We start from the raw sequence: 13,725 nt of genomic DNA, 5'->3' as shown, positions 1-13,725 counted from the left end.
GCTTACAACCCTTCGACCAGCACAAGATTCGCCGTCGCCGTTTTTTGCCTGATCTTGGCCAATTCGACATAGTCCGGATCGTCCTTCCACGCGTTTGCGGCAGCCATATCCGGAAACTCCATCAGGACGATCCCATCTTCTTCCCAACTGCCTTCGATCACTTCAACGGGTTTTGAGGATACGGTCAGAAGCCTTCCGCCATGCCGGTCAAAGATCGGCATGAATCCTTCGAGGTATTTCTGGTACCCATCCGGGTCATGAATGGAAATCTGGGCGATGAAATAAGCGGCCATGGGAGACTCCTGACAAATCGTTCACGACCCCAGCCTACATCTTGTGCGCAAAAAACGAAAAACGGCGGTTCCCAGGGAGGAGGAGGGGAACCGCCGTTCTTTTCTACATCAGGGCAGGGAGGAGGAAGCCCCGATGTATCCGAACCCGGGTTTGATCCCGGTATGAGGAAGACGCGGCGACGTCAGGGAGGAGGAAGACGTCGCCGCGCGCTTTCAACATCGAGGCAGGGAGGAGGAGAGCCCCGATGTATCAGGTTCCGGCGGTCAGGGCCGGTATTAGGTGCGGCAACGTCAGGGAGGAGGAGAGACGCTGCCGCTGAAATACAGGTCCGAAAGGGAGGAGGACGGACCTGATCTCGGTGTTCTTGTTGCGCTTACCGCGCGATCTGCTCTTCGGTGGCCTGTTGGGCCAGCCGGCGGATCATCGAGCGGTGCAAGCCCAGATCAGCCAATTCCCGATCTGACAGTCCCGACAATTCGTTGACTGTCTGACGGTACAGGCGATAACGAGCAACCCGGGTTTTCACGGTCTCAACCAGCGTTGAGATTCCATTTGCCGGTGTGCCTTTCAGAGCTGTTTGTGTGCTTGCGACTGCCATCTTCATGATCCGTTCATTCTTACTGTTGCCGGCATCGTCCGGCGTTTGCTTGAGACTGAAGATAGGCAAATGCTGCGATTGCACAATAGTTCGCGTCGTCAATGCTGCTATGCAGCAAATGCATGGATTGGCAGGATAATCCGGTACGCCCCAATAATTGCCTTTAAAATACTGGTTTTCGCGTGTGGTTGACGTTTCGTGTGTCCAGACCCTGTGATGGTGACCGCTCATCTATTGAGCGGAATTGGCGTTTGTTTGGGCATGTTGTGTCAACTCAGGAGGGGGCAAATCTTCTCACCGCAGGTCCGGCGCCTGGGGTGAAGGTGCTATGGGAAAGCATGGGTCGCCTATGGGAATGGCCTTTAAAGGGACCGCGATTCGTCCTCTTCGGCTGTCATTCATGGGTGTCTGCGCCAAATAATGCACAATTCTAATAATTGTTGGGAATTCATGGGAGGAATAATTTACGCATCAATTCTTACATATTTAGTGTTAGTGAGCATTAGGAGCACAATTTGTGGCATATTTGATCCGAGTTTCGATTGCATTAGTCTCGATCTGAAGCCTGCATCAGGCCTCCATATGCAAATTTCCTATTGATTTCCATGAATTCCCATGGCATCCCTTGTGTACCCGATGAGGGCGAGGACAGTTGAGGGGCACCAAACGACCCCGAACCAAAAATACAAAAACAGGTTTCATACAGGCATCTCGCTTTCATCACTTAACAGATCCGGCGCGCGGGCGAGCAGACATCCCCCCAGGTGGCGCGCGCAGCTGGACATCCCGCAAAGCGGGTCAATGCGGCGGGTTGATCAGTGGCAGCAGATCAACCCGCCGTTTTACTTCCGGGGGGAACGTGAATTTTGAGGTGGGGCGCAAGCGAAAGGGACAGTCGTCTTGGCGCGCAGGTTTAGAGGCGAAAGCCAGCATAAGGTGGATACGAAGGGCAGGGTCTCAATCCCGGCCTCGTTTCGTCGTGTGCTTGAGGCCTCGGACCCCAGCTGGCAACCCGGTGACAATCCTGAACTCGTGATTGTCTATGGCGACCACCGCCGCAAATACCTTGAATGTTACACCATGGAAGCGATCGACGAGGTGGATGCCAAGATCGATGCGCTGCCACGTGGCTCGATGCAGCGTCGGATGCTTCAGCGGATGTTCCATGGTCAGTCCTTCCCGACCAATGTGGACGAAACGGGTCGTTTGGTGCTGCCCGCAAAGCTGCGCAACAAGATCGACCTTGAAAACGAGGCGTTCTTTATCGCCGCCGGTGATACCTTCCAGATCTGGAAGCCCGAGACATACGAGGCCGAAGAACTGGCCACCACCGAGGAATGGCTGGACGATCTGCCAGATGACTTCGATCCGATGCAGTATCTCGATGGCATCGGGGATGGGTGACGGCATGGCCGGCGCTCAGACCTCATCGGACAAACCTCATATCCCCGTACTGCTGCGCCCGTTGCTGGCCGCTGTGGCGCCGGTATCCGGTGCCTGGCTGGACGGCACATTCGGCGCAGGCGGCTATACTCGTGCGTTGCTGGAGGCCGGGGCCGAGAAAGTCATTGGCGTCGATCGCGACCCACTGGCATTTGAAATGGCCGCTGACTGGGCTGGGGAATATGGTGACCGGCTGGTGATGCAGCAGGGCGTGTTCTCTCGCATGGATGATTATGCACAGGACCTGGATGGCGTGGTGCTGGACCTTGGTGTCTCATCCATGCAGTTGGATCAGGCTGAACGCGGTTTTTCCTTCATGAAAGACGGTCCGTTGGACATGCGGATGAGCCAAGATGGTGAAAGCGCAGCTGATCTGGTGAATACGGCAACCGAGACGCAATTGGCCGACATCCTGTTCCATTTCGGTGAGGAACACGCCAGTCGTCGTATAGCAAAGGCCATCGTCAAGGCGCGGGCCGAAGAACCGATCACAACAACTCTGCGGCTGGTCGAGATTATCGAATCCTGCCTGCCGCGCCCCAAACCGGGCCAATCGCACCCGGCGACGCGCAGTTTTCAGGGGCTACGGATCGCGGTGAACGCAGAATACGAAGAACTGTTTCAGGGGCTTATGGCCGCCGAGCGCGCTTTGAAACCGGGGGGGCAACTGGCCGTTGTGACTTTCCATTCCATAGAAGACCGGATGGTGAAGCGGTTCTTCCAATCGCGCGCGGGCAAAACCGGACGCGCCAACCGTTATGCGCCTGAGATGGAGCAGGAGAAGCCGCAATTCACACTCAAGACCCGCAAGGCCGTTGGGCCGGATGAGCAGGAACTTGAAGAAAACCCACGTGCACGCTCGGCAAAATTGCGTGTCGCGATAAGAACGGATGCCCCGGCAGGGGAAATTGAGGCCCGGGCCATCGGCATGCCGCAATTGGGGGGAAGGGCAAGATGAAGAGTATTCTGTATGTGTTGACTGCACTATCCGTGTTCGGGCTGGCGCTTTGGGCTTATCAAGAGAACTACCGCACGCAGCAGGTGCTGAAGGAAACGCAGTCGCTGCAAGGCCAGATCGGTATGGCGCAGGCGCGACTCGCCGTGCTGAATGCTGAATGGGCCTATCTAAACCGGCCTGATCGTTTGCGTGAGCTGGCGGACTTGAATTTCGAACGTCTCAGCTTGCTGCCTCTGCGGGCTGAGCAGTTTGGTCGCGCCGATCAGATTTCCTATGGCGATGACCCGGATCTGCCCATCGTCGACCCGCTTGAAATACAGGACGTCACTGACATTCAGGCACTGATCGAGGTGCAGGTTCCATGACCCGTACACCACTTCGCCCTCTGGCCCGTATCCTCGACGCCCGTGCAAAGGGTGAAAACCCCAAGGCGATTGAACGAGAGAACATCCGCAAACGCCACGAAGACATGAAAGACCGCGCCCGCGCACGCGCCGAGGGCCGCCTGTTGGTGTTGGGTATTTTCTTCTTTTGCGCCTTTTCGGTCGTAGGCTTTCGTATGGGCGTTCTGGCGACATCCGAGGCGCAAGAACCATTGGCAAGTGCGCCGGGGGCCTCCATCGCCATGCAACGCGCCAATATCGTGGATCGCGAAGGCCGTATTCTGGCGACCAATCTGGACACCTATTCTGTCTATGCGCAGCCACCGCTGATGATTGACCCGATCGCCGCAGCCGAGCAACTGGTCGCTATTTTCCCTGATCTGGAAAAAGAGCGTTTGGTCAAAGACTTCACCGGTAAGCGAAAATTCCTGTGGATCAAGAAGCGCATCTCGCCCGAGCAGAAGCAGGCGGTGCATGACATCGGAGATCCCGGCATCCTGTTCGGCCCGCGCGAAATGCGGCTATATCCCAATGGCAGACTCGCGGCGCATATTCTGGGCGGCTCGGGCTTTGGCCGCGAAGGTGTCAGCGCAGCTGAGGTGATCGGCGTAGCTGGCGTCGAAAAACAGTTCGACGGCTATCTGCGCGACCCGGCCAACGGCAACAAGCCGCTGCAACTGTCGCTGGATCTGACCGTTCAAGCGGCGGTAGAACAGGTGCTATATGGCGGCATGAAGATCATGAACGCCAAAGGAGCCTCGGCGGTTCTGATGAACGCCCATACGGGCGAGGTCGTCTCGGCCGCGTCGTTGCCGTCTTTTGACCCCAATGACCGTCCGCGCCCACCGACCTCGGGCTTCGATCCCTCGGACAGCCCGCTGTTCAATCGCTATGTACAGGGTGTCTATGAGCTGGGTTCGGTGTTCAAAATCTTCACCGCCGCGCAGGCGGTGCAGCTAGGTCTGGTGAACTCCAACACCATCATTGACACTTCCGGACCAATGAAAATCGGGCGCTTTCCGATTGGCGAGTTTAACGGCAAGAATTATGGTGAGATCAGTGTCTCGGATGTAATCAAGTACAGCTCGAACCGAGGCACCGGGCGGCTGGCCTTGCAAATCGGGGCCGACCGGCAACAGGATTTTCTGAACGCGCTAGGCATGTTCGACCCAACCCCATTCGAGATTGTCGAGGCCAAGGGCGGGCAACCGCTCAAGCCCAAGAAATGGGGTGAGTTGAGCACAGTGACGATTTCTTATGGCCACGGCATTTCGACCAGCCCCATGCATCTGGCTGCTGGATACGCAGCGATTGCCAATGGCGGGTACTATGTCAGCCCAACAATCCTGCGCCGCAATGGCCCGCAATACGGCCCTCGCGTGATGTCCGAAAACACCGCCAAGCAGGCGCAAAATATGCTACGCAAAGTGGTCACGGATGGCACCGCCAGCTTTGGTGATGTCAAAGGGTACGACGTGGCGGGAAAAACCGGTACTGCCGATAAACCCAAGCCGCGTGGCGGGTACTATGAGGACAAGGTGATTGCCACCTTCGCCACCATCTTCCCGGCTTATGATCCGAAATATGTGCTAATCGTCACGCTGGATGAACCGTCCATCGTAGCCTATGGCGAAAAGCGCCGCACGGCGGGTTGGACTGCCGTTCCCGTTGCTGCCGAACTGATTGGACGGGTGGCGCCGCTATTGGGTCTCAGACCCCGGCTTGAGCCTGAGGCGCGCGCTGCTATAACGCTGACCTCAAATTAGGCTGTCCAGCGAAAGGTGGGTCATGGGCAATCGGTCAAAGAAACTCAGCGAACTGGCCCTGACCGCACGGGGAGGGGCCAATCCCGAAATCACCGGTCTGGCTGTCGACAGCCGCGAGGTCAAAGACGGTTTCCTCTTTGCAGCCCTTCCCGGCACCCGAGTCCATGGTGGAGACTTCATCCAATACGCCTTGCGCATGGGGGCCGCCGCGATCCTGACGGACGCGAAAGGGGCCGAGATCGCCACCGACGAACTGGCCGCATCCGATGCTGCGCTGATCGTCACGGAAGACCCCCGTCAGGCACTGGCAGGGGCCGCCGCCCTATGGTTTGGCGCGCAACCGCAGACTATCGTGGCGGTCACCGGCACCAATGGAAAAACCTCGGTCGCCAGTTTCGTCCGCCAGATCTGGACCGAGCTTGGACTTGCCGCCGTCAACCTGGGCACCACTGGGGTCGAGGGCGCATGGACTGCGCCGCTGGCCCATACCACACCCGAGCCGATCACTCTGCACCGCTGTCTTGCCGAGGCTGCCGAAAATGGCGTGACCCATGCGGCGATGGAGGCCTCCTCGCACGGGCTTGAACAGCGTCGCTTGGACGGGGTGCATCTGACCGCTGCCGGGTTCTCGAATTTCACGCAGGATCATCTGGACTATCACGACACGTTCGAGGCCTATTTCGCAGCCAAGGCGGGTCTGTTTGATCGTGTGCTGCCCGAAGACGGGGTCGCTGTGGTCAACCTTGGTGATCCCAAGGGTGCCGAGATGCGCAAGATCGCCGAGGCACGCGGCCAGAATATCATCACCGTGGGCCCTGAGGGTTCTGATCTTTGTCTTCTGAATCAACGCTTTGACGCGACCGGGCAGGATTTGCGCTTTTCATGGAAAGGCAAGGCCTATCAAACCCGCCTGAATCTGATCGGCGGCTTTCAGGCCGAGAACGTTTTGCTGGCTTGCGGATTGGTCATCGCGGCGGGCGAGGACCCCGACCGCGTGTTCGAAACCTTGCCGCACCTGATCACCGTGCGCGGACGGATGCAGCTGGCTGCCACCCGCGACAACGGCGCGGCGGTGTTTGTCGATTACGCGCATACGCCGGATGCCGTGGCCACTGCACTGAAGGCGATGCGCCCGCATGTCATGGGACGTCTGATCGCCATTGTTGGTGCAGGCGGTGACCGAGACGCCACTAAACGCCCATTGATGGGGCGGGCCGCTGCTGAAAACGCTGATCTGGTCTTTGTTACCGATGACAACCCACGCAGCGAAGACCCGGCCACCATCCGCGGTGCTGTCATGTTGGGCGCACCCGAAGCCACGGAAGTCGGCGACCGGGCCGAGGCCATCCTGCGCGGCATCGACGCGCTGCAACCGGGCGACGCTCTGCTGATTGCGGGCAAGGGACACGAAACCGGCCAGATCGTCGGAGATCAGGTTCTGCCCTTTGACGATGTGGAACAGGCCAGTATCAGCGTTGCCGCGCTGGACGGGAGGGTCGCATGACGCTCTGGACCGCAGCCGAGGCCGCAGAGGCCACCAACGGGCGCGCCACCACCGATTGGCAGGTGAACGGCGTCTCCATCGACACGCGCACCCTGCAGCCGGGTGACCTGTTCGTTGCGTTGAAGGCTGCCCGCGACGGCCATGATTTCGTCGCCCAAGCGCTTGAAAAAGGCGCAGGCGCAGCGCTTGTGTCGCATATTCCCGAAGGCGTGCCCGAAGATGCACCGCTGTTGATCGTCGACGATGTGCAGACGGGTCTAGAGGCGTTGGGGCAGGCGGCTCGCGCCCGGACAGGTGCGCGCGTGGTGGGGGTGACTGGCAGCGTGGGTAAGACCTCGACCAAGGAAATGCTGGCCAGCATTCTGGAGACGCAAGGCAAAACTCATGCCAGCGTCGCCAGCTACAATAACCATTGGGGCGTGCCTTTGACGCTGGCGCGAATGCCGCGCGACACCGAGTTCGCGGTGATTGAGATCGGCATGAATCATCCGGGCGAAATCGCCCCGCTGGCGCGTCAGGCGCAACCGCATGTGGGGCTGGTGACCACAGTAGCCGCCGTCCACCTCGAAGCCTTCGACTCGGTTGCGGGTATTGCATTTGAAAAAGCTGCGATCTTCGACGGGGTGGCCGAGGGCGGCACCGCTATCGTCAACGCCGATATCGAACACGCGGGCATCTTGCGCGACTGCGCCGCTGCGCATGGTGCGAGGATCGTCGAATTTGGCCACAAGGCGCGGGACTATGCCCTTACCAACGTGCTCCAAGGCCCTGACTCGGTGCGGGGACACGGTATTGTCGGCGGAGCAGACATCACATTCGATGTACAATCCGCGGGAACTCACTTTGCTATGAATGCGCTGGGCGCTCTGGCGGCCTGTGTCGCGCTGGGGGTCGATCTGGATCAGGCGATTGCCGGTCTGCGCGGCTGGTCTCCGGTCAAAGGGCGCGGTGTGCGCGAGGTGATCGCGCTGCCAGATGGCGGGCAGATTGAACTGCTCGATGACAGCTACAACGCCAATCCAACCTCGATGGAGGCCGCTCTCGACGTGCTGTCTACGTCGGCGGGCAAACGCAAGATCGCGTTTCTGGGCGACATGAAAGAGCTTGGTGCGCAAGAGCAGGCGATGCACGCCGCCATGGCCAAGGTGCCTGCGATGGCGCATGTCGATCAGGTTCATTGCATCGGCCCGTTGATGCAAGCGCTGCATCAGGCTCTGCCCGAGGGCAAGCGCGGGTTGTGGACGGAAACCAGCGATGAGATGGCCGCCCATCTGCCGGAATTGATCCGTAGCGGCGATGTAGTGATGGCCAAGGGCTCCCTCAGCATGGCTCTGGCGCAGATCGTTGACGGTCTGCGGCAAATGGGGCATGGCAGCGCGCCAGAGAGCCGCCGTATTGTGAGAAAGGTTTTGTAATGCTCTATTGGTTAACCGCCCTGTCGGACGGAGGGGATTTCTGGAACCTCTTCCGCTATATCACCTTCCGGGCAGGGGGCGCCTTTCTGACTGCGCTGATCTTTGGGTTTTTGTTCGGAAAACCCTTGATCAACGTATTGCGCAAACGGCAAGGCAAAGGTCAACCGATCCGCGATGACGGCCCCGAGGCGCATCTGTCCAAGGCTGGAACCCCTACCATGGGCGGGCTGCTGATCGTGGGTGCGCTGGTCACCTCGACCCTGATCTGGGCGCGCTGGGACAATCCATATGTCTGGATGGTACTGTTCGTGACGCTGGCCTATGCGGCGATCGGCTTTGCGGACGATTATGCCAAAGTCTCAAAGCAGAACACCAAGGGCGTTTCCGGTAAGATGCGGTTGGCGCTGGGAATCATCATTGCCGTGCTGGCGTCACTCTGGGCGACGCTGCACCATCCCAGCGATTTGCAAAACCAGCTGGCTCTGCCGGTGTTCAAGGATACGCTGATCAATCTTGGCCTTTTCTATATCCCCTTTGCGGTGATCGTCATTGTGGGTGCGGCCAACGCGGTGAACCTGACAGATGGTCTGGACGGGCTGGCGATCATGCCCGCGATGATCGCGGCCTCGACCCTTGGTGTGATTGCCTATGCGGTTGGGCGGGTCGACTTCACCGAGTATCTTGATGTTCACTATGTGCCTGGCACCGGTGAAATCTTCATCTTCACTTCAGCGCTGTTTGGCGCAGGGCTGGGATTCCTTTGGTACAACGCCCCGCCGGCGGCGGTTTTCATGGGTGATACCGGATCACTGGCTCTGGGCGGTGCGCTGGGCGCGATCGCCGTGGCTACCAAACACGAGTTGGTATTGGCAGTCGTGGGCGGGCTGTTCGTGGTCGAGGCGCTGAGCGTGATCATCCAGGTTCTTTATTTCAAACGGACCGGAAAGCGCGTGTTCTTGATGGCACCGATCCATCACCATTATGAGAAAAAGGGCTGGGCTGAACCCACCATCGTGATCCGGTTCTGGATCATTTCACTGATCTTAGCGATGATCGGGCTGGCGACGCTGAAAGTCAGATGAGCCCGCGTTGCGTCGTGCTTTCTGGATGCTCCGGTGGTGGCAAATCAACACTGCTGGAGGAGATGGCCCGACGCGGATATTCAACAGTTTCCGAGCCGGGTCGTCGTGTCATTGCCGAGGAAAGACAAGGTGGTGGTCGCGCTCTGCCTTGGGTCAACTCCGAGGTATTCTGCCGCCGGATCATTGAACTTGCGATATCTGACTTCAACAATGTCAAAGATGATCTTGTGCTATTTGATCGTTCGGCATTGGACGCGCTGATTTGGTTTGATCGAACCGGTACACCGTTGGAGACCAAAGTGCGTGAACAGATACTGCACTTGGGCTACGACCCATGCGTGTTTCTCTTTCCTCCTTGGCCTGAGATATTCGAACAGGATGATGACCGGCGGCACAACTTGGCCGCAGCTATTGCGGAATACGATGCTTTGTGCGACCGGTTACCAGACTATGGGTTCGTAATAGAAAACGTTCCAAAAGGGCCGGTCTCTTGGCGGGCGGACTGGCTGGAAGAGCGGCTTGGATAGAAGGTGTATGGCAATGATCCCGGTCAAAGGGTTTTCAGGGCAGAAAGTAGCGGTTCTGGGGCTAGGTCGGTCGGGTCTGACCACCGCACGAGCGCTGCGCGCTGGCAGGGCTGAGCCGATCTGCTGGGATGACAACCCCGCCGCGCGTGAAGCGGCAGAGGTCGAGGGATTCTCGTGTGTCGATCTGCGCCGCCACGGGGCGTTTGACGATATTGCCGCACTAATTGTCTCGCCCGGCATCCCTCATCTCTACCCCGCGCCGAACCCGGTTGTGGCCGCTGCGTTGGAAGCCGGAGTTCCGGTCGACAATGATATAGGTCTGTTCTTTCGCTCTTTCGCAGGCCCTGAATGGAACAACTACGACATCCCACCGCGCGTCATCGCGGTGACGGGATCGAATGGCAAATCAACCACCGCTGCGTTGATCCAACATATCCTGACCGAGGCCGGGCGCGACTCGCAACTGGCGGGTAACATTGGGCGCGGCGTGCTGGACATCGACCCAGGTGGCGATGGATCGGTCGTGGTACTGGAGCTATCGAGCTACCAAACCGAACTGGCCCGCGCACTGACGCCGGATGTGGCGGTTTTCACCAATCTTTCACCTGATCACTTGGATCGACATGGTGGAATGGGTGGTTACTTTGCCGCCAAACGTCGCCTGTTCGCCGAAGGAGGCCCAGACCGCGCAGTGATCGGGATAGATGAGGCCGAGGGCGCGTTTCTGGCCGGGCAACTGGCCGAGGGACCGTCAGATGACCGGGTGATCCGCGTCTCGGTGGCGCGCAAGCTGACCGGGTCGGGTTGGCAGGTCTTTGCCCGCAAGGGTTTCCTGTCGGAATACCGCAAGGGCCGTCAGGCCGGATCGATCGACCTGCGTGAGATCAAGGGCCTGCCCGGTGCGCATAATCACCAGAACGCCTGCGCCGCCTATGCCGCCTGCCGATCGCTGGGCCTTGCTCCGCGCGTGATCGAAGACGCGCTGCACAGCTTCCCGGGTCTGCCGCACCGCAGTCAGATCATCGCCGAGGCGGACGGTGTGACCTATGTGAATGACTCGAAAGCCACCAACGTAGATAGCGCCCTCAAAGCCTTGAGCGCGTTCAAGAAGATACGTTGGATCTGTGGCGGGCTTGAGAAAGAAGGCGGGCTTGAGGCGCTGAACGGGGCAGGGGACCACGTAATCAAGGCCTACGTCATCGGGCGTGAGGCGGCGAGCTTTGCAATGCAGTTGCAGGCCGATGCGCAAGTCTGCACCACTATGGAAGCGGCGGTTATGCAGGCCATGGCCGATGCGCAGCCCGGTGAAACCGTTCTATTGGCACCTGCTGCGGCCAGTTTCGACCAGTATGACAACTTCGAGCAACGTGGCGATGACTTCGTGGTTCAGGTTAAAAAACACCTCTGAAAGCAATGCGTTTGCAATAGATCGCCGGTTCGGCGAAGCTGTGGGCCTATCTGCTTGACGCACTGCCTGCATTGGTTTTTGCCTTCAGGAAATTCAACACGAGGTCATGAATATGCCAAACCGTAAACTTCTTCTGGTCGTACCAGCGCTGCTGGCTGCTGCGGCTTGCACCAATACCGGGGCCAACTATCAGCCCGTGATCGATGGCCCGGTAGGCCCTAACTACAACTCGGACCTGTATCAGTGCCAGCAACTTGCAGCCTCGCAGGCCAGCGTTGACGGATCGACCGCAGGTAATGCCGCAATCGGCGCTGCAGGTGCTGCAGCCGTCACCGGCATCGTTCAGGACAGCAGCGACAACCTGGGTCGCGCCGCCGTTGCCGGTGCGTTGGTTGGAGCAGGCGCTGACGTGATCAACAAGAACCAGAACAAGGAAGTCATCGTGCGCAACTGTATGCGCGGACGGGGTTACAACGTCGTAGGCTAACGGCTTGCGATGGCACTTCCGGCGGCGTGACCCGAGGACCACGCCCATTGGAAGTTGTAACCGCCAAGCCAGCCGGTGACATCCACCGCTTCACCAATGACATAGAGGCCGGGGACATCCCTGGCCTCCATCGTTTTGGACGACAGCCCGTCAGTGTCGATTCCGCCCAGAGTGACCTCGGCGGTGCGATAGCCCTCGGTGCCCGACGGCGTAAGCCGCCAGTTGGACAATGCGGCGATCAGTTCCGACAGCGCCGTGTCGGACTGATCCGCAAGATTGCCCTTCATCGGGATATGGTGTGCGAGGTATTCCACCAGACGCGTGGGCAGGTGGCGTGCCAATTCGGTGGTCAGCGCCTTGCGCCCAACAGCCTGCCGCTGATCGCGAAGCAGATCGTATAAAGGCAAATCAGGGATCAGGTTGACCCATATTGCCTCACCCTCGCGCCAGTACGAAGACAATTGCAGCACCGAAGGACCGCTCAACCCGCGATGGGTGAACAATAAAGCCTCGTCGAAACTGCTGCGCTCGTTTGACAGTCGAGCGGGCAAAGAGACGCCGGACAAATCCTTGAACCGCCCGTCCGAGAAGGTGAACGGCACCAGCGCCGCCCGTGTCTCGGTTATCTGCAGCCCGAATTGCTGCGCGATGTCATAGGCCAACCCCGTTGCGCCCATTTTGGGGATCGATTTGCCACCCGTGGCCAGAACCAGATTGCGACAGGTCAGAGGGATGTGCTTGCCATCGCGTTCGACATCCAAAGCAAAACCGCTTTCGGTTTTGCGCAAGTTGCGCAGCAACGTCTGCACCCAGAGCTCGGCCTCGGCCTTGACCATTTCATTCAGCAGCATCTGGACGATCTGTTTCGAAGACCCGTCGCAGAACAATTGCCCAAGCGTTTTTTCATGCCATGCAATGCCATGGCGATCGACCAGTTCGATGAAGTCCCACTGTGTATATCGCGCCAGCGCTGATTTGCTGAAATGCGGATTCTGAGACAGGAAATTGCCCGGTCCCGCATACATATTGGTGAAATTGCATCGTCCACCACCCGAGATGCGGATCTTTTCTCCGGGAGCTTTTGCATGGTCGATCACCAGCGCCTGGCCACCGCAATGGGCTGCGCACATCATGCCAGCCGCGCCAGCACCGAGGATGATCGTCTCGAAATCCATATGCTGCGCATGGCGTGGATTGTGAGCGATGGCAAGAGCGCAGACCAAAAACGGTGTGGGTTTGGCCCACAGAATTTCTCAGCGGCACTTGGGTTTGTGCCATATGGTATGTGGATTTTTAGTCGTAGTACATCCTGACATGCTAGGCTCTGTGCTAATGCTTGCCGGTTAGATCCATTTAAAGGGATAAAAATATGCGCTTTCCAAACTTCATTACAGACTTTCCAAGACTAGACGTGCCATTTCCCGAAGACGTCGTGCAGACGGCAGTCATTCGATCTGATGCTGGTTTGGTCGCCTTTTTTACTTTTCTTAAAGAAATGGAACTCCCACTACATTCACATGGTGCCCAATGGGGTACGGTGGTGGAAGGAGAAATTGAACTCACCATTGGCGGAGAGACGAAAGTTTATCTGCCCGGCGACAGCTATTCTATCCCAGCCGGAGTGGAGCATGGCGGGCGCATCAAGGCGGGTTCCCGAGTGATCGATGTGTTTGAAGAGCCTGACAGATACCCCATCAAAGACTGACGATTTACTTTTTGAACAATGACGTTGGGCGCGGTTGATATTTGGATGAACTCAAACCGAGCCTCAACGGGCCGTCGATCAGAACAGGCAGCATGCGCTGCTTGAATGCATGCGCGTTTGTCAACGGCGGCTTATCGTTCCGGAATTCCAGTTCT

Annotated in this window: 14 protein-coding genes; 11 read left to right on the top strand and 3 right to left on the bottom strand. The window is 58.4% G+C overall.

Annotated features, from left to right (window positions below; genetic code table 11):
- Window positions 1–2: 2 nt before the first annotated feature.
- Window positions 3–293, bottom strand: a complete 291-nt coding sequence (locus ACR0EN_RS10615) for a DUF1330 domain-containing protein (RefSeq protein WP_170401405.1) — start codon at window positions 291–293, stop codon at window positions 3–5.
- Window positions 294–667: 374 nt separating this feature from the next.
- A complete protein-coding gene (locus ACR0EN_RS10610; RefSeq protein ID WP_170392061.1) occupies window positions 668–892 on the bottom strand; it encodes a DUF1127 domain-containing protein in 225 nt (74 codons plus the stop codon).
- Window positions 893–1,792: 900 nt separating this feature from the next.
- Here ACR0EN_RS10610 and mraZ point away from each other — a divergent pair.
- From mraZ to ACR0EN_RS10560, 10 genes are all read left to right on the top strand, one after another.
- Window positions 1,793–2,296 (top strand): division/cell wall cluster transcriptional repressor MraZ, encoded by a 504-nt coding sequence (mraZ, locus tag ACR0EN_RS10605; RefSeq protein WP_170401403.1) that lies wholly within the window; start codon window positions 1,793–1,795, stop codon window positions 2,294–2,296.
- Between the two features lie 4 nt (window positions 2,297–2,300).
- A complete protein-coding gene (gene rsmH / locus ACR0EN_RS10600; RefSeq protein ID WP_170818849.1) occupies window positions 2,301–3,293 on the top strand; it encodes a 16S rRNA (cytosine(1402)-N(4))-methyltransferase RsmH in 993 nt (330 codons plus the stop codon).
- Window positions 3,290–3,658, top strand: a complete 369-nt coding sequence (gene ftsL, locus ACR0EN_RS10595; RefSeq protein ID WP_480586656.1) for a cell division protein FtsL — start codon at window positions 3,290–3,292, stop codon at window positions 3,656–3,658. The genes rsmH and ftsL overlap by 4 nt, the downstream gene beginning before the upstream one ends.
- Entirely contained in the window at window positions 3,655–5,442 is a 1,788-nt protein-coding gene (locus ACR0EN_RS10590; RefSeq protein WP_170818756.1) for a peptidoglycan D,D-transpeptidase FtsI family protein, read from the top strand. The genes ftsL and ACR0EN_RS10590 overlap by 4 nt, the downstream gene beginning before the upstream one ends.
- 22 nt (window positions 5,443–5,464) lie before the next feature.
- Complete coding sequence (locus ACR0EN_RS10585) at window positions 5,465–6,946, top strand: UDP-N-acetylmuramoyl-L-alanyl-D-glutamate--2,6-diaminopimelate ligase (protein WP_480567201.1); 1,482 nt, start codon at window positions 5,465–5,467, stop codon at window positions 6,944–6,946.
- Complete coding sequence (locus ACR0EN_RS10580) at window positions 6,943–8,361, top strand: UDP-N-acetylmuramoyl-tripeptide--D-alanyl-D-alanine ligase (protein ID WP_480586651.1); 1,419 nt, start codon at window positions 6,943–6,945, stop codon at window positions 8,359–8,361. Before ACR0EN_RS10585 ends, ACR0EN_RS10580 begins: the two co-directional genes overlap by 4 nt.
- A complete protein-coding gene (mraY, locus tag ACR0EN_RS10575) occupies window positions 8,361–9,443 on the top strand; it encodes a phospho-N-acetylmuramoyl-pentapeptide-transferase (RefSeq protein WP_170392049.1) in 1,083 nt (360 codons plus the stop codon). The genes ACR0EN_RS10580 and mraY overlap by 1 nt, the downstream gene beginning before the upstream one ends.
- Entirely contained in the window at window positions 9,440–9,970 is a 531-nt protein-coding gene (locus ACR0EN_RS10570; RefSeq protein ID WP_480586648.1) for an AAA family ATPase, read from the top strand. Before mraY ends, ACR0EN_RS10570 begins: the two co-directional genes overlap by 4 nt.
- 13 nt (window positions 9,971–9,983) lie before the next feature.
- On the top strand, window positions 9,984–11,378 hold the full coding sequence (gene murD / locus ACR0EN_RS10565; RefSeq protein ID WP_480586883.1) for a UDP-N-acetylmuramoyl-L-alanine--D-glutamate ligase: 1,395 nt from the start codon (window positions 9,984–9,986) through the stop codon (window positions 11,376–11,378).
- A gap of 112 nt (window positions 11,379–11,490) precedes the next feature.
- A complete protein-coding gene (locus tag ACR0EN_RS10560; protein WP_255611713.1) occupies window positions 11,491–11,865 on the top strand; it encodes a glycine zipper family protein in 375 nt (124 codons plus the stop codon).
- Here ACR0EN_RS10560 and ACR0EN_RS10555 read toward each other — a convergent pair.
- Complete coding sequence (locus ACR0EN_RS10555) at window positions 11,862–13,040, bottom strand: BaiN/RdsA family NAD(P)/FAD-dependent oxidoreductase (RefSeq protein ID WP_480586644.1); 1,179 nt, start codon at window positions 13,038–13,040, stop codon at window positions 11,862–11,864. The genes ACR0EN_RS10560 and ACR0EN_RS10555 overlap by 4 nt on opposite strands.
- A gap of 194 nt (window positions 13,041–13,234) precedes the next feature.
- Here ACR0EN_RS10555 and ACR0EN_RS10550 point away from each other — a divergent pair, with 194 nt between their 5' ends.
- On the top strand, window positions 13,235–13,570 hold the full coding sequence (locus tag ACR0EN_RS10550; RefSeq protein ID WP_170392042.1) for a cupin domain-containing protein: 336 nt from the start codon (window positions 13,235–13,237) through the stop codon (window positions 13,568–13,570).
- Window positions 13,571–13,725: the final 155 nt, after the last annotated feature.

This window comes from Ruegeria sp. AB7, assembly GCF_056542625.1.
This window is presented reverse-complemented; position numbering and strand designations above follow the sequence as displayed.